Source organism: Burkholderia lata (assembly GCF_902499335.1).
Lineage (GTDB): Bacteria > Pseudomonadota > Gammaproteobacteria > Burkholderiales > Burkholderiaceae > Burkholderia > Burkholderia lata_B.
The window spans coordinates 442,783-463,560 of record NZ_CABVQK010000007.1; the positions used below are offsets into that span (position 1 = coordinate 442,783).

15 protein-coding genes are annotated in these 20,778 nt (G+C 67.9%); 11 read left to right on the forward strand and 4 right to left on the reverse strand.

Features of this window, described 5'->3' with window-relative positions; translation table 11 throughout:
• The first annotated feature begins 202 nt into the window (after window positions 1-202).
• Window positions 203-1,087 (forward strand): MurR/RpiR family transcriptional regulator, encoded by an 885-nt coding sequence (locus BCO18175_RS20055; RefSeq protein WP_174912786.1) that lies wholly within the window; start codon window positions 203-205, stop codon window positions 1,085-1,087.
• Window positions 1,088-1,146: 59 nt separating this feature from the next.
• On the opposite strand, the gene BCO18175_RS20060 is transcribed toward BCO18175_RS20055, so the two are convergent.
• Complete coding sequence (locus tag BCO18175_RS20060) at window positions 1,147-2,667, reverse strand: CoA-acylating methylmalonate-semialdehyde dehydrogenase (RefSeq protein ID WP_174912783.1); 1,521 nt, start codon at window positions 2,665-2,667, stop codon at window positions 1,147-1,149.
• A gap of 112 nt (window positions 2,668-2,779) precedes the next feature.
• Between BCO18175_RS20060 and BCO18175_RS20065 the strand changes: the two genes are divergently transcribed.
• The 7 genes from BCO18175_RS20065 (at window position 2,780) to BCO18175_RS20095 (ending at window position 10,092) form a co-directional block, all read left to right on the forward strand.
• The gene (locus BCO18175_RS20065; protein WP_089439849.1) at window positions 2,780-3,715 is read left to right on the forward strand and encodes a LysR family transcriptional regulator; all 936 of its coding nucleotides are present in this window, start codon (window positions 2,780-2,782) and stop codon (window positions 3,713-3,715) included.
• 117 nt (window positions 3,716-3,832) lie between these two features.
• On the forward strand, window positions 3,833-4,060 hold the full coding sequence (locus BCO18175_RS20070; RefSeq protein WP_006402122.1) for a sulfurtransferase TusA family protein: 228 nt from the start codon (window positions 3,833-3,835) through the stop codon (window positions 4,058-4,060).
• A gap of 228 nt (window positions 4,061-4,288) precedes the next feature.
• The gene (locus tag BCO18175_RS20075; protein ID WP_174912780.1) at window positions 4,289-4,711 is read left to right on the forward strand and encodes a peptidase; all 423 of its coding nucleotides are present in this window, start codon (window positions 4,289-4,291) and stop codon (window positions 4,709-4,711) included.
• Window positions 4,712-4,979: 268 nt separating this feature from the next.
• Complete coding sequence (locus BCO18175_RS20080) at window positions 4,980-5,684, forward strand: response regulator transcription factor (protein ID WP_006490421.1); 705 nt, start codon at window positions 4,980-4,982, stop codon at window positions 5,682-5,684.
• The gene (locus BCO18175_RS20085) at window positions 5,681-7,042 is read left to right on the forward strand and encodes a FecR family protein (RefSeq protein ID WP_174983416.1); all 1,362 of its coding nucleotides are present in this window, start codon (window positions 5,681-5,683) and stop codon (window positions 7,040-7,042) included. The genes BCO18175_RS20080 and BCO18175_RS20085 overlap by 4 nt, the downstream gene beginning before the upstream one ends.
• Window positions 7,043-7,052: 10 nt before the next feature.
• A complete protein-coding gene (locus tag BCO18175_RS20090; protein WP_174983418.1) occupies window positions 7,053-9,440 on the forward strand; it encodes a CHASE2 domain-containing protein in 2,388 nt (795 codons plus the stop codon).
• A gap of 37 nt (window positions 9,441-9,477) precedes the next feature.
• A complete protein-coding gene (locus BCO18175_RS20095; protein WP_174983420.1) occupies window positions 9,478-10,092 on the forward strand; it encodes a DUF4136 domain-containing protein in 615 nt (204 codons plus the stop codon).
• Between the two features lie 60 nt (window positions 10,093-10,152).
• Here BCO18175_RS20095 and galU read toward each other — a convergent pair whose 3' ends face one another.
• Window positions 10,153-11,037: a UTP--glucose-1-phosphate uridylyltransferase GalU gene (gene galU, locus BCO18175_RS20100; protein ID WP_174912766.1), complete on the reverse strand. Its 885-nt coding sequence runs from the start codon at window positions 11,035-11,037 to the stop codon at window positions 10,153-10,155.
• Between the two features lie 87 nt (window positions 11,038-11,124).
• Window positions 11,125-13,992 (reverse strand): valine--tRNA ligase, encoded by a 2,868-nt coding sequence (locus tag BCO18175_RS20105; RefSeq protein ID WP_174983422.1) that lies wholly within the window; start codon window positions 13,990-13,992, stop codon window positions 11,125-11,127.
• Window positions 13,993-14,205: 213 nt separating this feature from the next.
• Here BCO18175_RS20105 and BCO18175_RS20110 point away from each other — a divergent pair, with 213 nt between their 5' ends.
• Both BCO18175_RS20110 and BCO18175_RS20115 read left to right on the forward strand, forming a co-directional pair.
• Entirely contained in the window at window positions 14,206-16,569 is a 2,364-nt protein-coding gene (locus tag BCO18175_RS20110; protein ID WP_174912760.1) for a UvrD-helicase domain-containing protein, read from the forward strand.
• The gene (locus tag BCO18175_RS20115) at window positions 16,566-17,363 is read left to right on the forward strand and encodes a 5'-methylthioadenosine/adenosylhomocysteine nucleosidase (protein WP_174912757.1); all 798 of its coding nucleotides are present in this window, start codon (window positions 16,566-16,568) and stop codon (window positions 17,361-17,363) included. The genes BCO18175_RS20110 and BCO18175_RS20115 overlap by 4 nt, the downstream gene beginning before the upstream one ends.
• A gap of 74 nt (window positions 17,364-17,437) precedes the next feature.
• Here BCO18175_RS20115 and BCO18175_RS20120 read toward each other — a convergent pair whose 3' ends face one another.
• Window positions 17,438-18,676, reverse strand: coding sequence for an MFS transporter (locus BCO18175_RS20120; RefSeq protein ID WP_174983424.1), 1,239 nt, complete (start codon window positions 18,674-18,676; stop codon window positions 17,438-17,440).
• Window positions 18,677-19,088: 412 nt separating this feature from the next.
• On the opposite strand from BCO18175_RS20120, the gene BCO18175_RS20125 reads away from it, so the two are divergent.
• Window positions 19,089-20,762 carry a methyl-accepting chemotaxis protein gene (locus tag BCO18175_RS20125; protein WP_174983425.1) on the forward strand — a complete coding sequence of 558 codons (1,674 nt, stop codon included), beginning with the start codon at window positions 19,089-19,091 and terminating at the stop codon, window positions 20,760-20,762.
• The last annotated feature ends 16 nt before the right edge of the window (window positions 20,763-20,778 follow it).

Genomic DNA, 20,778 nt, shown 5'->3' on the forward strand with positions numbered 1-20,778 from the left:
GCCGCGAGAGCGTTGGACAATCGCTTCCAGTATCGCCGTGGAGCGTAGGCAAGTGATGATCGAGCGCGTGGGAGCGAGCACGCGGCGCGGGCCGCGCCGCAAACGTGATTAAATTCGCCCTTCATGCATGTATCCAGGTGAGCCCCGGGCCGCGTCAGTCAACATCGCGCGCATGCCGGGGCCGTCAACTTCGCGCTATCCGATGAGTTCATCCGAGAAACCTCCCGCCACCGTCGAGCAGTTCCTGCAGCATCTGACGCAGGAGTACGACGGCCTCAGCAATCGCCTGAAGGTGATTGCGCGCCACGTGGAAACGCATCGGGACCAGCTTGGCCTGGAAGGCATCCAGTCGCTCGCGGAAGCGTGCGGTGTCCAGCCGTCAGCCGTCGTGCGCTTCGCGAAGCATTTCGGCTTCTCCGGCTTCTCCGAGATGCAGCGGCTGTTCCGCGAAGGGATCGCGCAGCAGATCGCGCCGGGCCGCGCGTACAACCTGCGGCTGCGCGACGTGATCGAATCGGGCTCGTCGAGCCTGCAGCCCGAGCAGATCGCCGACGAATTCATCAAGGGCAGCATTGCGGGGATGCAGCAGCTGCGGCAGACGCTCGATTCGCAGGCGCTCGCGCAGGCCGTCGACCTGCTCGCCGACACGCAGGCGATCTGGATCGCCGGCTCGCGGCGCGCGTTTCCGATTGCCGTGTACCTCGACTATGCGCTGCAGCACACCGACAAGCGCATCGGGCTGTTCAGCGCGCTCGGCAGCATGCATCTCGGGCAGATCCGCTCGGTGCGCGAGGGCGACGTGATGATCGTCATCTCGTTCATGCCGTATGCGGAGGAAACCGTGCAGGTCGCGCAGCAGGCCGTGCAGCGCGGCGCGCGGCTGATCGCGATCACCGACAGCCGGATGAGCCCGCTGGCGCGGGAGGCCGAGGTGACGCTGATGGTGCAGGACAGCGCGACGTTCGGTTTCCGTGCGCTGACGGCCACGATGGGCCTCGCGCAGAGCCTGTTCGTCGCGCTCGCGTACCGGCTCGAACTGTCGTACCTGCCGACCGCCGACGGCGCGCACGGCACGCAGGCCGGCTGACGCATCCGGCCGGCGCACCGCCCGCTTAACTGATCGGCGGGCGGCGTGCCGTCGGGCGGTTACTTCGCGGTCGGCATCGCGAATTCGGCACCCTTGCCGATGCTCGACGACCAGCGCTGCATCACCGACTTCTGGCGCGTGTAGAAGCGCACGCCTTCTTCGCCGTATGCATGCATGTCGCCGAACAGGCTCTTCTTCCAGCCGCCGAAGCCGTGCCATGCCATCGGCACCGGAATCGGCACGTTGATGCCGACCATGCCGACCTGGATGCGCCGCGCGAATTCGCGCGCGATGCCGCCGTCGCTCGTGAAGCACGACACGCCGTTGCCGAATTCATGCGCGTTGATCAGGTCGACCGCTTCGCCGAAATCCTTCACGCGCACGCAACCGAGCACGGGCCCGAAGATTTCTTCCTTGTAGATCCGCATGTCGGGCGTCACGTGGTCGAACAGCGTGCCGCCGGTGAAGAAGCCTGCCTCGCGGCCCGGCACGCGCAGCCCGCGGCCGTCGACCACCAGTTGCGCGCCTTCGTTCACGCCTTGCTCGATATAGCCTTCGATGCGCTTCAATGCATCGCCGGTGACGATCGGGCCCATCTCGACTTCCGGCGACATGCCGTCGCCGATCACCAGCTTGCGCGCGCGCTCGGCCACCAGCGGCACGATCTGGTCCGCGACGTCGCCCACCAGCACCGCGACGCTGATCGCCATGCAGCGTTCGCCGGCCGAGCCGTACGCGGCGCCGATCAGCGCGTCGACGGCCTGCTCGAGGTTCGCATCGGGCATCACGACGAGGTGGTTCTTCGCGCCGCCGAGCGCCTGCACGCGCTTGCCCGATTGCACGGCGCGCTGCTGCACGTAGGCCGCGATCGGCGTGGAACCGACGAAGCTGACGGCCTGCACGTCCGGGTGGTCGAGCAGCGCGTCGACCGCGCCCTTGTCGCCCTGCACGACGTTGAACACGCCGGCCGGCAGCCCGGCCTGCGTGAGCAGGTCGGCGATGAACAAGGCCGCCGACGGGTCGCGCTCGCTCGGCTTCAGCACGAACGTGTTGCCCGTCGCGATCGCGACCGGGAACATCCAGCACGGCACCATGCACGGGAAGTTGAACGGCGTGATGCCAGCGACGACGCCGAGCGGCTGGCGCATCGTCCAGTTGTCGATGCCGGTGCTGACCTGGTCGGTGAAGTCGCCCTTCAGCAGCTGCGGCACGCCGCATGCGAATTCGATGATGTCGATGCCGCGCGCGACTTCGCCCTGCGCGTCGGAAAACACCTTGCCGTGCTCGGCCGTGATGATCGCCGCGAGGGCGTCGCGGTGCTCGTTCATCAGTTGCAGGAAGCGGTGCAGCACGCGTGCGCGGCGGATCGGCGGCGTCGCGGCCCAGGCCGGGAACGCGGCATGGGCCGATGCGACGGCCTGCTGCACTTCGCTGTCGTCGGCGAGCGCCACGCGGCGCACCGCGCGGCCGAGCGCGGGATTGAGAACGTCCTGGAAGCGGCCGCTGCGGCCGGCGACGGGCGCGCCGTCGACATAGTGGCCGACGTCGGCGTCGGAGGTGTACGCGGGAACCGGATTCATCGTGTCTCCTGGGGATCGGGTGGGGTGGACAGCACCAAGTCTAGGCAAACGCGCCGGGCGGGAGAAGGCCGCGCAGCTTGATTCACTGTTCAGAATTCTGAATAATCAATGGATGAATCAGCAAAATGTCCAGGCGCTCTGGCCGCATATCCATTCGCTGACGGTGCTGGCCGCGGCGGGCAGTTTCACGGCCGCCGCGCAGCGGCTCGGCATCAGCAAGGCCGCGATGAGCCAGCGCATCGCCGATCTCGAAAAGGCGGCCGGCGTGCCGCTCGTGCGTCGCACGACGCGCAGCGTGCGGCTCACCGATGCGGGCCAGACGCTCGTCGACAGCACGCGCGACGCGTTCGAGTCGATCGGGCAGCACTTCGCGCGCGTGAAGGACCTGGCCGGCGAGCCGCGCGGCCTGCTGCGCCTGACGGTGCCGGTCGCGCTCGGTCGCCAGCAGGTCGTGCCGCACCTGCCCGATTTCCTGCGGCAGCATCCGGGCGTGCAGATCGAGCTCGACCTGTCGGACCGGCTGCATTCGCTGACGCAGGAAGGTTTCGACCTCGCGATCCGCCATACGACCACCGCGCCGCAGACCCACGTCGCATGGAAGCTGTGCGACACGCGCTCGCTGCTCGTCGCGAGCCGCGACTACCTCGACGCGCGCGGCGCGCCGCGGCACCCGAGCGAGCTCGTCGAGCACAGCTGCCTGTGCTACCTGCGCGACAACGAGCCGGCCGCCTGGAGCTTCGAGCCGCATGGCCGGCGGCGTGAGCGTGTGAGCGTGCCGGTGCGCGGCAGCTTTGCGGCGAACAACAGCGAGGCGATGCGCGAAGCCGCGCTCGGCGGGCTCGGCATTGCGCTGCTGCCGGATTTCAGCGCGCAGCGCGATCTCGACGCCGGCCGGCTCGTCGCGCTGCTCGACGGCTGGCGGCCGTCGGGCGCGTTCGGCGACCACATTTTCGCGATCCGCCCGTACAGCCCGGTCGTGCCGAGCGCGGTGCGCGCGCTCGTGCGGCACCTGCGCGAACGGCTCGCGGGCGGCTTTTCGGGCACCTGAGCCGGGTGTCCGCGGGCGCCGGGCCGCAGGCGGCCCGGGCAGGCACCGCGGCGCTGCGGTAAAATCCCGGCTTCTCTCCGCGCCTTGAATGGCGCGTCATTCGAAGGTCGACAGCCGATGCAGATTCACAAGGAAGTGGACGCGCGCGGGCTCAATTGCCCGTTGCCGATCCTGCGTGCCAAGAAAGCGCTCGCCGATATGGAAAGCGGGCAGATCCTCAAGGTGCTCGCGACCGATCCGGGCTCGCAGCGCGATTTCGCCGCGTTCGCGAAGCAGACGGGCAACGAGATCGTCGAATCGACGACGCAGGACAAGACCTTCGTGTTCCTGATGCGCCGCCGCTGACGGCCCGCATCACGGTGCCGGCACCGCCTGGCGCCGGCCGGCTGCACCTCGCCGGCCACACCTCGCCGGCCCCGTCTCTCTGACAATTCTTAAACCTCGCTTCGTGATCGGCTGCGTATACTGACCCGGCCGGTCGTCCGCTCCCAGCGGATGCGCCGGCCACGGTACGTCATATGGCGGGCACGGGGGCCATGCCTGACGCTACCGTCGTACAAACGGGGAGAGGACATGTCCTTTAGACCAGGGACCCTTCGAAGTCCGTCCGGAGCGCAACGCAGCGTATCGGGGCTGAGCCGTATCGAGCTCGACCCGCAACAGGATCGCCACGCGCGTGCCGCGCTGGAGGCCTACGCGGATTCGGCCGCGGCCGAGATGCCGTGGCTGGCCGAGTGGCTAGACGAACGGCTGCGCGATGCCGCGCAGGACGACGGCTCGGGCCTGACCTACTGCGGCGCGACGATCGAGCGCGTGTTCGACCTGGCGCAGGCGTGGGCGGCGAGCCAGCCGGATTACGCGGCCACCGCGTGGGAGCGCGTGCGCGGCCAGCTGCAGCGGATGCTTGTACAACCGGTGCGTCCGGAACCGCCGTCGCCGCGCATGCCGGCCGACGAGGTGGCCGAGCCGGTGGCGGGTATCGCGGGCGTCGACTAGGCGTTCGGTTGCGTGGCAGGAAGGATTATTCGAAGAAAAGACGGTAGTCCGCGCAATTTATTGGCGAATTTCATACTACTATGATGAAATCGCCGGTTCGTCCGTGCCCCGTTTTTGAGATATTAAGCCGGGGTCGCCGGTTTGCGCAGGAGGCGCGAGCGGCGAACGACGGCTCGCCGGCCGGTATCCGGACGCCGCGCGCGTGTTGCGCGGCAGGGTGAGGGCGGGGAGCTGAACTGGACGAATCGATTTCGATTTGCGGGGTGCTATGAGAATTGCTGTACTGGATGACGATCCGGCCCAGACGGATTTCGTCAGTCAAACGCTGACGGCCGTTGGCCATACGTGCTATGCGTTCAAGGAAGGCAAGGCCCTGAAGAAGCGTCTGCAGCGCGAGACGTTCGATCTGCTGGTGCTCGACTGGAACGTGCCCGACATGTCCGGCGAGGAAGTGCTGAAGTGGGTGCGTGCCAATCAGACCGAGCACAGCCTGCCGATCATCTTCATGACGAGCCGCGACGACGAGGCAGGGATCACGCAGATCCTCAACGCCGGTGCCGACGATTACGTGGTCAAGCCCGTGTCGGGCCCGATCCTGCGCGCGCGCATCGGCTCGCTGCTGCGCCGCGCGTATCCGGTCAACGCCGAGGCCACCGTTCGCGAATTCGATCAGTTCCGTTTCGACGTGAACCTGAAGCAGGCCTACGTCGGCGACAAGGCCGTGAGCCTCACGCAGAAGGAATTCGAGCTCGCGCTGCTGCTGTTCCAGCACCTCGACCGGCCGCTGTCGCGCGCGCACATTCTCGATCTCGTGTGGAAGCAGGCGACCGACATCCCGTCGCGCACGATGGATACGCACATCTCGATGCTGCGCACCAAGCTCGGCCTGCGGCCCGAAAACGGCTATCGCCTCGCGCCGATCTACGGCTACGGCTACCGGCTCGAGCGGGTCGGCCAGGGAGAACCGGAGTGACCACGGGAATCACGCGGCGCACGGCGAACCTGCGCACGGCGGCGCTGCGCGTGTCCTGCGCGGTTGCGTTGGCGTTCGCCGCGCAGCATGCGGCCGCGCAGCCGCCCGCTGCCGCGGGCAAGATGGTCGTCTACCGCACGCAGGCGGGCGACACGCTGTACGACGTCGCCGCGCGCTACCTGCAGGGCGCGGACGACTGGCAACTGCTTCAGCAGATCAACGGCGTGCCCGCACCGAAGCACCTGCAGCCCGGCATCGCGCTGAAGCTGCCGGTCGCGCGTCTGCGCAAGGAAAAGCTGACCGCGCGCGTCATCGCGGTGCAGGGTACGGCCGAACGCGCGTCCGGCGACGCGTACTCGCCGCTCGCGAACGATGCGACGCTCGCCGAGGGCGATCGCGTGCGCACGGGGCCGAACGGCTTCGTGACGCTCGAGCTCGCCGACGGCACGCACATGAGCCTGCCGCCCGACAGCCAGCTCGACCTGAAGGCGCTGCGCCGCACGGTGCTGACCGGCACGCTCGATCGTGAGTTCGAGCTCACGCGCGGCTCGGTCGACAGCGAGGTCACTCATCTGAAGAAACGCGACGACCGCTTCCAGATCCGTTCGCCGTCGGTCGTGGCCGGCGTGCGCGGCACGCACTTCCGCGTGAATTACGACGCGGGCGGCAATGCGTCGACGCGTGTCGAGGTGCTCGACGGCACCGTCGGCGTCGCGGGCGGCCAGAAGCCGGCCGACCCGACGCTCGTGCATGCGAATTTCGGCAGCGTCGCGACCGCCTCCGGCGCGGTCGGCGCGCCCGTCGAGCTGCTGCCCGCACCGGCGCTCGCGCATCCCGACAAGGTGCAGGACGAGCCCGACGTCGCATTCGACGTCGCGCCGCTCGCGCAGGCACAGGCATACCGCGTGCAGCTCGCGCACGACGCCGGGCTGCTCGACCTGTTCCGCGAAACGCGCACCGATTCGCCGCGCGCAGTCTTCCGCGACGTGCCGAACGGGAACTACTTCGTGCGGGTCGCCGCGATCGATGCGAATGGCCTCGAGGGCCGGCCGCGCACGTACGCGTTCGAACGCCGCGTGATGGGGCTCGACGCGAGCGCGTCGCCGGGTGCCGGCGGCTACGAGTTCCGCTGGTCGCCGAACGGTTCGGGCAAGGATGCGCGCTACCGGTTCGTGCTGTCGCGCTCGAAGGACCTGAGCGCACCGGTCGTCGACCAGGTCGGCCTGCATGCGCGTCAGATCACCGTCGCGCACCTGCCGCCGGGCGACTATTTCTGGGCCGTGACCGTCGAGGAGTTCGAAGGCGGCAAGTTCTACGAGAAGACCAGTCCGGTCAGCGCGTTCACGCTGTCGCGCTGATCCGCGGCGCATGAAACCCGACTCCGTTTCCCCGCGGCGGCGCCTCGGCCGCCGCTTCCTGATCGAATGGATCGCGATCGGCTGCCTCGGGATCGCGGTGATCCTCGCGTGCGCGCTCGGCCGCCTGTCGTCGAGCGTCGACGGCCTGATCTACGACCGGCTGCTGATGCTGCGCAGCCTGCCGCTGTCGCCCGACGTGGTCGTCGTCGACATCGACAACCAGAGCGTATCCGCGCTCGGCCGCTGGCCGTGGTCGCGCGACGAGCATGCGCGGCTGCTCGACACGCTGGCGCGCGCGCAACCGGCCGCCGTCGTCTACGACGTGCTGTTTACCGAACCGTCGCCGGAAGATCGCGCGTTCGCGGACGCGATGAGCCGCGTACCGACCTTCCTGCCCGTGCTGCTGAGCCCCGAGCAGGCCGACGGCACGCGCGCGGTCGATCCGCCGGTGGCTGCGCTCGCGGCGCGTGCGGTCGGGCTCGGCCACATCAACCTCGAAGTCGACCGCGACGGCATCGTACGCAGCGTGGCGCTGTACGAAAGCGACGGGCGCGTGCGCTGGCCGCAGCTGATGGTGCCCGTGTATCGCGCGATCCAGGGCGGCCGGCTCCATCCGGTCGGCGGCGCGCCCGGCGCGCATGCTCACGACCTGTCGCGCGACGCGGCCGGCGAGGGCCGCTACCTGATCCCGTTCAGTCGCAACACGCCCGCGTATCCGACGCTTTCGTTCGACGACGTGCTCGAAGGGCGTGTGAAGCCCGACGCGCTGCGCGGCAAGATCGTCGTCGTCGGCGTGACGGCGTCGGGGTTGTACGACCGCTTCGCGACACCCGTGTCCGGCGAGTTCGGGCCGCTCGCCGGCGTGTATATCCATGCCAACGTGCTCGACATGCTGGCGACCGGCAGCGCGATCTCGCCCGCGTCGCGCGCCGGGCTGTTCATCGCGTCGCTGCTGCCGCTCGCCGTGCTGCTGGGCGGCTTCCTGATGCTGTCGCCGTGGCGCGCGCTGCTGCTGACGCTGAGCCTTGCCGTGCTCGCCGTCGTCGCGAGCCTGGTGCTGCTGTTCGAAGCGCGCATCTGGCTGTCACCGGCGCCCGCGATCTTCGGACTGGTCGCCGTCTACCCGATCTGGAACTGGCGGCGCCTGGAAATGACGATGTCGTACCTGCGCCGCGAGCTGCAGCGGCTTGCCGACGAGCCGCACCTGCTGCCCGAGGCGCCGCGCACGCGCAGCGTCGGCGGCGACGTGCTGGAGCGGCAGATGGCGCTGATGGCGCAAGCCGCGCAGCGCGTGCAGGACATGAAGCGTTTCGTGTGGGACAGCCTCGACAGCATGCCCGAGCCGATCTTCGTGACCGACCTGGCCGGCACCGTGCTGATCGCGAACCATGCGGCCAAGCGCTACGGGTCGCGCCTGTCGCTGCCGCTGCCGGAAGGGCGGCCGCTGCGCATCGCGCTCGGCGAGCTGACCTTCATGAAGACCGTCGACGGCAATGCCGAACACGACGTGGCGATCCGCGAGCACTGGCCGGCCGCGCTCGACCCGACGCTCGAGGCCGAACATGACGCGATGGCGCGCGGCATCGAGGTGCGCGATCGCGACGGGCTCGACCATCTGCTACGCTACGCGGCCTGCACGAACGCGCAGGGCCGCGTGACGGGCTGGATCGCCGGCCTCGTCGACGTGACCGAGCTGCACGCGGCCGAGCGGCAGCGCGAGGAAGCGCTGCACCTGCTGTCGCACGACATGCGCTCGCCGCAGTCGTCGATTCTCGCGCTCGTCGAGATCGAGCGCGACCGCGCCGAGACCGACGCGATGCGCGGGCTGCTGGCGCGGATCGAGCGCTACGCGCACCGCGCGCTGTCGCTGGCCGACGAGTTCGTGCAGCTGGCGCGCGCGGAGTCGCAGGTGTACCAGCTCGAGGTGACGAGCCTCGTCGACGTGCTGATCGATGCGAGCGACGAGGTGTGGCCACAGGCGCAGGCGAAGCACATTCGCGTCGACACCGACGTCGGCACCGACATGTGCTGGGTGCGCGCGGACCGTTCGCTGATCACGCGCGCGTTCGTGAACCTGTTGAACAATGCAGTCAAATACAGTCCGTCCGATACCGTGATCACGTGTACGCTGGCGGTCGAGCACGCGTCGAAACGGATGTTCTGTACGATTCGCGATCAGGGATACGGCATTGCGCCGGAACATCAGCGGCATCTGTTCGAGCGTTTCAAGCGGTTCCATGCCGGCGAGCGGCCCGAAATCTCGGGTTCCGGGCTCGGCATGGCATTCGTGAAGACGGTCGTCACGCGCCATGGGGGCAGCGTGTCGGTCGACAGCGAGGTGGGTGTCGGCACCGCGGTGACGGTGTCGCTACCCGCGATCGACGAGCCGTCCGCCTGACAGGGCCGGGCACGACGGCAGGCATTTGGGGAAAGCCATGAGAAAGGAATGGGCAGCGACCGCGCTGGCGGCGTCGCTGTTGACGGGGTGCGCCGGCGTGACGAGCGGCGTGAGTGCGCTCGGGCAGCCGAACGCGTTCGCATCCGACGCGCACGGCTACGACTTCGTGCGGACGGCCGCGCAGGCCGACGATGCCGAATACCGGCAGATCGAGACGCTCGTGCGCGACGAACTCGCGCACCGCGGCTTCGAGGCGAAGCCGCTCGCGGCCGCGCGTTACCGGCTGTCGATTGCGTATGCGACGCAGCCGGCCACGGTTGCGGCGAGCGCCGACGGGTGCGGCGCCGCGAGCAGCGCATGCGTGACGGTCGACGGGCCGGCGCCGTTCGCGCTGCCGTTCATGGGCCGCGTGTATCGCCACGTGCTGACGCTGCGTTTCGTCGACGCGAAATCGGGCGCCGACGTTTACCGCGTGTCGGCCGCGCTGCGCGATCGCGACCCCGGCACGCAGCAGGCCGTGCCGGCGCTCGTGAAGAGCGCGCTCGCGAAGGTGCCGTTCGGCGACGGCGGCGGCTGGCTCGTCAAGACGAAAAAAGACGACGCGGGCGGGATGCCGGGCGTCGTCTCGGTGAAGCCGGCCGAAGCGCGCTGAGCGTCGGCCGGTGAGGTGAGGGCGGGCTCGCCGGAGTGAGCCCTTGTGCCCTTGCCGCGTTCAGTCGGCCGTGTGTGCGCCGCCGCGCGTGCGCAGGTAGGCGTCGAATTCCGCGCCGACTTCCGCGTGGCGCAGCGCGAATTCGACCGTCGCCTTCAGGTAGCCGAGCTTGCTGCCGCAGTCGTAGCGCGTGCCCTGGTACTTGTAGGCCAGCACTTGCTCATCGGCGAGCAGCGCCTGGATCGCGTCGGTGAGCTGCAGCTCGCCGCCCGCGCCGGGCTTCAGCGCGCGCAGGTGCTCGAAGATCCGCGGCTTCAGGATGTAGCGGCCGACCACGCCGAGGTTCGACGGCGCGACTTCCGGCGCCGGCTTCTCGACGATCGCCGACATCTTGACGATCGACTCCTCCCACTCCTTGCCGTCGACGATCCCGTACGACTTCGTCTCCGACGGCGGGATCTCTTCCACGCCGATCACCGAGCTGTGATAGTGGTCGAACACGTCGACCATCTGCTTCATCACGGGCGGGTTGCCGTCGAGCAGGTCGTCGGCGAGGATCACCGCGAACGGGTTGTCCGCGACCAGCTTCTCCGCGCACAGCACCGCATGGCCGAGGCCGAGCGCTTCCGGCTGGCGCACGTAGAAGCAGTCGACATGGCTCGGCTTGATGCTGCGCACGAGTTCGAGCAGTTTTTCCTTGCCGCGCGCCTCGAGTTCGGCCTCGACTTCGTACGACTTGTCGAAGTGATCCTCGATCGCGCGTTTGCTGCGCCCGGTGACGAAGATCATCTCGGTAATGCCGGCGGCGATCGCTTCCTCGACTGCGTACTGGATCAGCGGCTTGTCGACGACCGGCAGCATTTCCTTCGGGCTTGCTTTCGTCGCCGGAAGGAACCGCGTGCCGAGACCGGCCACGGGGAACACTGCCTTGGTAACTTTCAACATGATCGAACCTTTATTCCTGTAATCGACTTGTCAGACGGTCTATGTTCACGTCCGCATTATAGTGAACGCAAACGACCTTACCCTTTGTTACGCAGGCAACCGATCGAGCTGCGCGCGCAGTTTTTCGAGCGTGCTCTGGAATTCCGCGACGCGCTTCTGCTCCTGTTCGACCACGGCCGGCGGCGCTTTCGCGACGAATGCCTCGTTGCCGAGCTTCGCATTGCACTTCGTGATCTCGCCCGTCAGGCGCGTGATTTCCTTCGACAGGCGCTCGCGTTCGGCCGCGACGTCGATCTCGACCTTCAGCACCAGTTTGTTCGGCCCGACGATCGCGATCGGCGCGCCGTGCGCTTCCTTGTCGAGCGCCGCTTCGTCAGCGAGGATCTGCACTTCCGACAGGCGCGCGAGGGCCTGAACGTACGGCGCGAACGAGCGCAGGCGCTCGGCGTCGCCGGCTGCAAGCAGCGGCACCTTGGTTGCCGGCGACAGGTTCATCTCGCCGCGCAGGTTGCGGCACGCGTCGACGATCGCCTTCAGGTCGGCCGCCCACTGTTCGGACGCCTCGTCGATCTTCTGCAGGTTCGCGACCGGGTACGCCTGCGTCATCAGCGACGCTTCGCCTTCGGCCTTGCCTTGCGGATAGCGGCCCGCGAGCGGCGCCACCTTCTGCCAGAGCGCTTCAGTGATGAACGGGATGACCGGGTGCGCAAGGCGCAGCACCGTCTCGAGCACGCGCAGCAGCGTGCGGCGCGTCGCGCGCTGCTGTTCCGGCGTGCCGTTCTGGATCTGCACCTTCGCGAGTTCGAGATACCAGTCGCAGTACTCGTCCCACACGAACTTGTAGATGCTGGTCGCGATGTTGTCGAAGCGGTAATCGGCGAAACCCTTCGCGATGTCGGCCTCGGTGCGCTGCAGCAGCGACACGATCCAGCGGTCGGCCGCCGAGAAGTCGAGGTAGCCGCCCGGGCCGCAATCGCCCGCGCCGCAGACTTCCGGCTTGTCGGTGCCGCAGTCGTGGCCTTCGCAGTTCATCAGCACGAAGCGCGTGGCGTTCCACAGCTTGTTGCAGAAGTTGCGATAGCCTTCGCAGCGCGCGAGGTCGAAGTTCACGTTGCGGCCGAGCGTCGCCATCGACGCCATCGTGAAGCGCAGCGCGTCGGCGCCGAACGCGGGAATGCCGTCCGGGAATTCCTTGCGCGTCTTCTTCTCGATCGTCGCCGCCTGCTTCGGGTTCATCAGGCCGGTGGTGCGCTTCGCGACCAGCGTCTCGAGGTCGACACCGTCGACGATGTCGATCGGGTCGAGCGTATTGCCCTTGCTCTTCGACATCTTCTGGCCTTCGGCATCGCGCACGAGGCCGTGCATGTACACCGTGTGGAACGGCACCTTGCCCGTGAAGTGCGTGGTCATCATCACCATCCGGGCGACCCAGAAGAAGATGATGTCGAAGCCGGTGACGAGCACCGACGACGGCAGGAAGTGTTTCAGTTCGGGCGTTTCGTTCGGCCAGCCGAGCGACGAGAACGGCACGAGCGCCGACGAGAACCACGTGTCGAGCACGTCTTCGTCACGCTTGAGTGCGCCCGTATAGCCTTGCGCGTCGGCTTTCGCACGGGCGTCTTCCTCGCTGCGCGCGACGAAAACCTCGCCATTCTCGCCGTACCACGCGGGAATCTGGTGGCCCCACCACAGCTGGCGCGAGATGCACCAGTCCTGGATGTTCTCGAGCCACTGGTAGTAGGTGGTCGTCCAGTTTTCCGGCACGAACTTGATCTGGCCGTCGCGCACGACGTCGAGCGATACCTCGGTGATCGACTTGCCCGGATGGAACGTGCCTTCCGGCGCCGGCTTGGTCATCGCGACGAACCATTGGTCGGTCAGCAGCGGCTCGATCACGACGCCCGTGCGGTCGCCGCGCGGCACCATCAGCTTGTGCGGCTTCACGGAGTCGAGGAAGCCCTCCGCGTCGAGGTCGGCGACGATCGCCTTGCGCGCGTCGAAGCGGTCGAGGCCGCGATACTGTTCGGGGCCGTTGTCGTTGATCTTCGCGTCGAGCGTCAGGATCTCGATCGGCGCGAGCTTGTGGCGCAGGCCGACCTGGTAGTCGTTGAAGTCGTGCGCGGGCGTGACCTTCACGACGCCCGTGCCGAACTCGCGGTCGACGTAGTCGTCGGCGATCACCGGGATCTCGCGGCCCGTCAGCGGCAGCGTGACGAGCTTGCCGATGAGGTGCGCATAGCGTTCGTCTTCCGGGTGGACCATCAGCGCGACGTCGCCGAGCATCGTTTCCGGACGCGTCGTGGCAACGGTCAGCGAGCCCGAGCCGTCGACGAGCGGGTAGCGGATGTGCCACAGGTGGCCGTTTTCCTCTTCGCTCACCACTTCGAGGTCCGACACGGCGGTCAGCAGCACCGGATCCCAGTTCACGAGGCGCTTGCCGCGGTAGATCAGGCCCTGTTCATGGAGCGTGACGAACACGTCGCGCACGGCGGCCGACATCTTGTCGTCCATCGTGAAATATTCGCGCGACCAGTCGGTCGACGCACCGAGGCGGCGCACCTGGCCGGTGATCGTCGAGCCGGATTTTTCCTTCCATTCCCACACGCGCTCGACGAACTTCTCGCGGCCGAGGTCGTGGCGCGACACGCCCTGCGCGTCAAGCTGGCGCTCGACGACGATCTGGGTCGCGATCCCCGCGTGGTCGGTGCCGGGCACCCACAGCGTGTTCTCGCCGAGCATCCGGTGGTAGCGGGCGAGGCCGTCCATGATCGTCTGGTTGAACGCGTGGCCCATATGCAGCGTGCCCGTCACGTTCGGCGGCGGCAACTGGATCGCGAAATCGGGGTGGGCCGGGTCGAATGCCGGGGCCGCATAGCCGCGTTTTTCCCACTCCGGCCCCCATTGGGACTCGATAGTGTGGGGTTCGAAACTCTTCGCAAGCGTGTTGTCGCTCATGTTGGAAATCTGCCGAAAAATGCGTGAATTGGATGCCGAATCCGACAATTATAAATGGATGCACATCGACCAGCCATCGCCTTGCCGGCGCGGGCCTGTCGCGACGCGGCCGCAACGCGCTTGTGACGTGCCGTCGAACGGATCGGGAACAGCATCGCGCGGCCGACTTATAATGTCGGGTCCGCATTTTTCTCGCCCGTTCGCTGCCGCTCCATGCCCGATCTGCTCGCCAATCTGAACCCCGAACAACTCGCCGCCGTCACGTTGCCGAACGAACCGGCGCTGATCCTCGCAGGGGCGGGCAGCGGCAAGACCCGCGTGCTGATCACCCGCATCGCGTGGCTGATCCAGCAGGGCTACGCGTCGCCGCCCACCGTGCTCGCCGTGACCTTCACGAACAAGGCCGCGCGCGAGATGATGGCGCGCCTGTCGGCGATGATGCCGATCGACACGCGCGGGATGTGGATCGGCACGTTCCACGGCCTGTGCAACCGGATGCTGCGCACGCACTGGCGCGACGCCGGCCTGCCGCAGACCTTCCAGATCCTCGATACCGCCGACCAGCTGTCCGCGATCAAGCGGCTGATGAAGGCGGCGAACGTCGACGACGAGAAGTACCCGCCGAAGAACGTGCAGTACTTCATCAACAACGCGAAGGAGCAGGGGCTGCGTCCCGACAAGGTCGATGCGTCCGACAATTTCAACCGCAAGTTCGTCGAGCTGTACCAGGCGTACGACCAGCAGTGCCAGCGCGAGGGCGTCGTCGATTTCCCCGAGCTGCTGCTGCGCTGCTACGAATTGCTCGCGTACAACGCGCCGCTGCGCGCGCATTACCAGGCGCGCTTCCGGCACATCCTCGTCGACGAGTTCCAGGACACCAACAAGCTGCAGTACGCGTGGCTCAAGATGCTCGCCGGTGGCGAGAACGCGATCTTCGCGGTCGGCGACGACGACCAGTCGATCTACGCGTTCCGCGGCGCGAACGTCGGCAACATGCGCGACTTCGAAGACGAATTCCGCGTGCGCAACCTGATCAAGCTTGAGCAGAACTACCGGTCGCACGGCAACATCCTCGACGCGGCGAACCAGCTGATCTCGAACAACGCGCACCGCCTCGGCAAGAACCTGCGCACCGACGCGGGCCACGGCGAGCCCGTGCGCGTGTACGAGGCGAGCACCGATTCGCAGGAAGCCGGCTGGATCGTCGAGGAGATCCGCTCGCTGATCAACACGGGGATGGCGCGCAGCGAAGTGGCCGTCCTGTACCGCAGCAACGCGCAGTCGCGCTCGATCGAGCACACGCTGATGTCGTCGGGCATCCCGTACCGCGTGTACGGCGGCCTGCGCTTCTTCGAACGCCAGGAAGTGAAGCACGCGCTCGCGTACCTGCGCCTAATCGACAACCCGAACGACGACACCGCGTTCGTGCGCGTCGTGAACTTCCCGACCCGCGGCATCGGCGCGCGCTCGATCGAGCAGCTGGCCGACGCCGCGCGCCTGTACGGCTGTTCGATGGCCGCCGCGATTCCGTACGTGACGGGCAAGGCCGGCACGAGCCTCGGCGGGTTCGCGAACCTGGTCGCGAAGATGCGCGCCGATACGCAGCACATGAACCTGCCCGACACCGTCGAGCACATCGTGCGCGCCAGCGGTCTCGCCGATTTCTACCAGGGCGAGCGCGAAGGCCAGGACCGTCTCGAGAACTTGCAGGAACTCGTGAACGCGGCCACCGCGTTCATCGCGGAGGAAGGCTACGGGCTCGACACGCCGGCCCGTTCGATCCCGCTGCGCGCGGGCGCGATCGCGGCGCCCGAGCTCGGCACCGCGACGGACGATCCGGCGGTCGACGTGCTCGATCCGGTATCGCCCGCCGACCCGGCGCAGAACCCCGACACGATGACGCCGCTCGCCGGCTTCCTGTCGCATGCGTCGCTGGAGGCCGGCGACAACCAGGCGCAGGCCGGGCAGGACGCCGTGCAGCTGATGACGGTGCACGCGGCGAAGGGGCTCGAATTCTCGGCCGTGTTCATCACGGGCCTCGAGGAAGGGCTGTTCCCGCACGAGAACAGCGTGCTCGAATCGGACGGACTCGAGGAAGAGCGCCGGCTGATGTACGTCGCGATCACGCGTGCGAAGGAGCGGCTCTACCTGTCGTTCGCACAGAGCCGGATGCTGCATGGCCAGACGCGTTACAACGTGCGCTCGCGCTTCTTCGACGAACTGCCCGAGCACGTGCTCAAGTGGCTGACGCCGAAGGTCGAGGCCGGTTCGCGCTGGGGCGGCCGGTCGGACAACGCCGGGTACGGGCGCGACTGGTTCGCGCGGCCGGGCGGCGGCAGCCGCGAGCAGATCGTCGACCCGGCCGTGTCCGCGCCGTTGCCCTCGTTCGCGAACAAGCAGCGCGCGGCCGATGCCGGCTTCCGGGTTGGCCAGCAGGTGTTCCATACCAAGTTCGGCGAAGGCACGGTCACCGCGCTCGAAGGCAACGGCACCGACGCGAAGGCGCAGGTGAAATTCAAGCGGCACGGCGAGAAGTGGCTCGCGCTCGCGGTCGCGAAACTGCAGGCGGTGGAATGATGGGCATCGACATGGTGGGTACGGTTTCACCCCGTCCGCTCGGCATCCTGGCTGCACTGCCCGAGGAACTCGGCGACCTGATCGCCGCGATGCGTGCCGACGGCGCGATGAAGACGGTCACGCTCGGCCGCCGCGATTATCACGTCGGCACCGTGCACGGCGCGGCCTGCGTCGTGACGCTCGCACGGGTCGGCAAGGTCGCGGCCGCCGCGACGGTCAGCGCGCTGATCCACGTGTTCGGCGTGGCGGGCGTCGTGTTCACCGGTGTCGCGGGCGGCGTGTCGCGCACGGTGCGCGTCGGCGACGTCGTCGTCGCCGATACGCTGCTGCAGCACGATCTCGACGCGTCGCCGCTTTTTCCGCGCTACGAGGTGCCGCTGCTCGGCATCACGCGTTTCGCGACCGACGCGGCGCTGACGGCACGCTTGCGGGCCGCGTGTACGGAATTCGTCGCGGAAGAGGGCGCACAGTTCGCCGCACGCTTCGGCCTGGCCGGGGCGACGCTGCACGCGGGGCTGATCATTAGCGGCGACCGCTTCGTGTCGAGCGAGCGCGAGGTCGTCGCGCTGCGTGATGCGTTGCCGGATGCGCTCGCGGTCGAAATGGAAGGGGCCGCGATCGCGCAGGTGTGCGCGGAGCACGACGTGCCGTTCGCGCTCGTGCGCACGATTTCCGATACGGCCGACGATCACGCGACGCAGTCGTTCTCGCATTTCCTGTCGGCGATCGCGAGCAGCTATTCGTCCGGCATCCTCAAGCGTTTCCTGACGTTGCATGCGACGACGGCGGCCTGAAGCCGCCGTCGTTTTCTTCATCTCTTCATTCGAGCCGTTCGACCGGCCGCGGCGCGCACGCCGCGGCCGGTTCGTCACGCCTTCTTGCGCCGGCTGCTTTCGAGGTTCGGCAGGAACACCGTCAGCACACCGATCAGCGGCAGGAACGAGCACACCTTGTAGACGAACGTGATGCTCGTCGCGTCGGCGAGCTGGCCGAGCACGGCCGCGCCGACCCCGCCGAGGCCGAATGCGAAGCCGAAGAACAGGCCCGCCACCATCCCGACCTTGCCGGGCATCAGCTCCGTCGCGTAGACGAGGATCGCGGCGAACGCGGACGCCAGCACGATGCCGATGATCACGGTCAGCACGCTGGTCCAGAACAGGTTCGCGTACGGCAGCAGCAGCGTGAACGGCGCGACACCGAGGATCGACACCCAGATCACGTACTTGCGGCCGATCCGGTCGCCCACCGGCCCGCCGATCAGCGTGCCGGCCGCCACGGCCGCGAGGAACACGAACAGGTGGATCTGCGCGGCCTGCACCGACAGGTGGAACTTGTCGATCAGGTAGAACGTGAAATAGCTGTTGATGCTCGCGAGGTAGAAGTACTTCGAGAACACGAGCAGCACCAGTACGCCGATCGCGCCCATCACGCGGCCGCGCGACAGCGTCGGGTGGCCGGTTGCCGCTGCCTTCTTCTTCATCGACGGATGCTTCTTGTACCAGTGGCCGATCTGCGTGAGCACGATCATCGCGACGAGCGCGGCCGCCGAGAACCACGCGATGCTGTGCTGGCCGTGCGGAATGATCACGAGCGCGGCAAGCAGCGGCCCGAGCGCGGAGCCCGCATTGCCGCCGACCTGGAACACCGACTGTGCGAGCCCGTGCTGGCCGCCCGACGCCATCCGCGCGACACGCGACGATTCGGGGTGGAACACCGACGAGCCGCAGCCGACGAGCGCAGCGGCGACCAGCAGCATCGGGAAATTGGGCGCGACCGACATCAGCAGCAGCCCAGCGAGCGTGAAGCCCATGCCGACTGGCAGCGAATACGGCTTCGGACGCTTGTCGGTGTAGAGGCCGATGAGCGGCTGCAGCAGCGATGCGGTGATCTGGTAGGTGAGCGTGATCAGGCCGATCTGCGCGAACGACAGCGCGAACTGGCTCTTGAGCATCGGATAGATCGCGAGGATCAACGACTGGATCATGTCGTTGAGCATGTGCGAGAAGCTGATCGCGCCGAGCACCGGGTAGACGGTACGGGCAACGGGGGGCGCGGGCGGCTGGGCGGCGGCCGCGCGGGCGGAGCCGTTGTCGAGGCTGGTTTCCATGTGAGAGCTGAACGAGTTGAGGTGGCGGGCGCGCTCTGCTGGGGATTGGCGCGTCTTGAATCGTTGCTGCGTCAAAGAAGTGTAATGTGGCGTATCAAGAATGTCCGGACAAGTTTTATCGTGAATCGGACATTCATCTGACGGATCGGCCGGTGCCCGTTTTTTTGGCCAGGTATAACCGCTGGCGGCGCTCCCGCCTGTCAGCGGGAGCCGCGCCGGGGCCGGTGCGTGGTTTCCCGGACTCAAGAAACGGCGGTGGCGGCCGTAGAACGACCCAATGACAAGACAACAGGCGCGCCGCGCCCGGCACCGGCTACCCGCCGTGCGGGCGCAGGACGCGCGGCATGGCCAGCCATCGCGGGAATGCCGGGACCGACCTTTCCGGCCGCGTGATCAATACGGGGATAGTTCGATGAAAGCAGCATCTTTGCATCCACAGCCAGGTGCGGCGGCCGCCGCACCCGACGTTGCCGCAGGCCGCGCCGCCCGGCGCCTGCGAGCGGCGCGTCGCGAGCGCCGGCCGTGGACCGTCAAGGCGACGTTGCGCGCCGCATTCGCGATCCTGCTCGTCGGCACACTGGCGATCGGCATGTTTTCGTTGTGGCAGATCAGCCGGCTGAACGCGTCGATCGCGTCAGTCTACGAGCAGGGCCACGTCGCGAGCCGCGCGGCCGAGGAGGTTCGGGCCGAAGTGCTGCGCGCGAGCCGTGCCCAGAAGATGCTGCTGACTGCGACCACCGCGAAGGAGCGCGACGAACTGGGCGCGGAAGTGGGCGCGGGGCTCGCGTCGATCGGCCACGCGCTCGGCACGCTGCAGCGCTACGCGGATCCGGCCGACGTCGACGACTCGGCGCGGCTGCGCGCATTCTCGACGGCGGTCGGCACGTGGAGCGCGCACCTGCGCGATTTCGTCGAGCTCGTGCGCGCGCAGCCGCTCGACCTGTCGCAGATGAACTGGCAGGTCGGCACGCAGGATGTGTCGCTGCTGGTCGAAACCGGCAAGCTCGAGAAACTCGTCGCCGAGCTCGTGAAGACGCGCGGCGCGAAGTCGAAGGCGACACTCGATGCGTCCGCCACCATTTTCTCGTCGTCGTTCGCGATGATCGCGGCGATGACGGTTGCACTGATCGTGCTCGCGATCGTCATCGCCGAGCGCGTCGTACGCCGTCTCGCGTCGCAGCTCGGTGGCGAGCCCGCGCACGCGAAGGCGATCGCCGCCGACATCGCGCGTGGCGACCTGACGCAACCGATCAAGCTGGGCCGGCACGACCGCGACAGCATGGTGCGTGCGCTGGCCGAGATGCAGACGGGGCTCGCGGCGACCGTCGGCGAGATCGCCGTCAGCGCCGAGGCGATCGCGGCCGCTTCCGGCGAAATCTCCACCGGCAATCTCGATCTGTCGAAACGCACCGAGCAGCAGGCCGTCGCGCTCGAGCGTACCGCGGCCAGCATGGAGCAGCTCACGTCGACCGTACGGCAGAACGCCGAGAACGCGCGGCAGGCGAGCGCGCTCGCGGCCAATGCGTCGGCCGTGGCGGAGACGGGTGGGGAAGTCGTCGGGCGTGTGGTGGCGACGATGAGCGAGATCGACGACAGCGCGAAGAACATCCGCGACATCATCGGCACGATCGAGGGGATCGCGTTTCAGACCAACATTCTCGCGTTGAACGCGGCGGTCGAGGCCGCGCGCGCCGGCGAGCAGGGGCGCGGCTTCTCGGTGGTCGCAGGCGAGGTCCGCCTGCTCGCGCAGCGCGCGGCGACCGCGGCGAAGGAGATCCGCGCGCTGATCGGCGCGTCGGTCGAGCGCGTCGCCAACGGTGCGGCGCTCGCGCACGATGCGGGCCGCACGATGGGTGACGTCGTGCGAGCGGTCAAGCGCGTGACCGACATCATCGGTGAAATTTCTGCCGCATCGGACGAGCAGAGCGCCGGGATCGACGAGATCGGCCGCGCGGTCACGCAGATGGACTCCGGCACCCAGCAGAACGCGGCACTCGTCGAGCAGGCTGCCGCCGCGGCGAACGCGCTCGACGAGCAGGCGCAGGCGTTGAAGTCGCTGGTCGGGCGCTTTCGCATCGCGGCCTGAGCGCGCCCGGCCGTTC

Bases quoted from the DNA above. Each gene is read 5' to 3' on its own strand.
- BCO18175_RS20095 (WP_174983420.1), top strand. From the start codon at position 9,478: ATGAGAAAGGAATGGGCAGCGACCGCGCTGGCGGCGTCGCTGTTGACG.
- BCO18175_RS20070 (WP_006402122.1), top strand. From the start codon at position 3,833: ATGCAGATTCACAAGGAAGTGGACGCGCGCGGGCTCAATTGCCCGTTG.
- BCO18175_RS20065 (WP_089439849.1), top strand. From the start codon at position 2,780: ATGAATCAGCAAAATGTCCAGGCGCTCTGGCCGCATATCCATTCGCTG.
- BCO18175_RS20110 (WP_174912760.1), top strand. From the start codon at position 14,206: ATGCCCGATCTGCTCGCCAATCTGAACCCCGAACAACTCGCCGCCGTC.
- BCO18175_RS20055 (WP_174912786.1), top strand. From the start codon at position 203: ATGAGTTCATCCGAGAAACCTCCCGCCACCGTCGAGCAGTTCCTGCAG.
- BCO18175_RS20105 (WP_174983422.1), bottom strand. From the start codon at position 13,992: ATGAGCGACAACACGCTTGCGAAGAGTTTCGAACCCCACACTATCGAG.
- BCO18175_RS20120 (WP_174983424.1), bottom strand. From the start codon at position 18,676: ATGGAAACCAGCCTCGACAACGGCTCCGCCCGCGCGGCCGCCGCCCAG.
- BCO18175_RS20080 (WP_006490421.1), top strand. From the start codon at position 4,980: ATGAGAATTGCTGTACTGGATGACGATCCGGCCCAGACGGATTTCGTC.
- BCO18175_RS20060 (WP_174912783.1), bottom strand. From the start codon at position 2,667: ATGAATCCGGTTCCCGCGTACACCTCCGACGCCGACGTCGGCCACTAT.
- BCO18175_RS20090 (WP_174983418.1), top strand. From the start codon at position 7,053: ATGAAACCCGACTCCGTTTCCCCGCGGCGGCGCCTCGGCCGCCGCTTC.
- galU (WP_174912766.1), bottom strand. From the start codon at position 11,037: ATGTTGAAAGTTACCAAGGCAGTGTTCCCCGTGGCCGGTCTCGGCACG.
- BCO18175_RS20125 (WP_174983425.1), top strand. From the start codon at position 19,089: ATGAAAGCAGCATCTTTGCATCCACAGCCAGGTGCGGCGGCCGCCGCA.
- BCO18175_RS20075 (WP_174912780.1), top strand. From the start codon at position 4,289: ATGTCCTTTAGACCAGGGACCCTTCGAAGTCCGTCCGGAGCGCAACGC.
- BCO18175_RS20115 (WP_174912757.1), top strand. From the start codon at position 16,566: ATGATGGGCATCGACATGGTGGGTACGGTTTCACCCCGTCCGCTCGGC.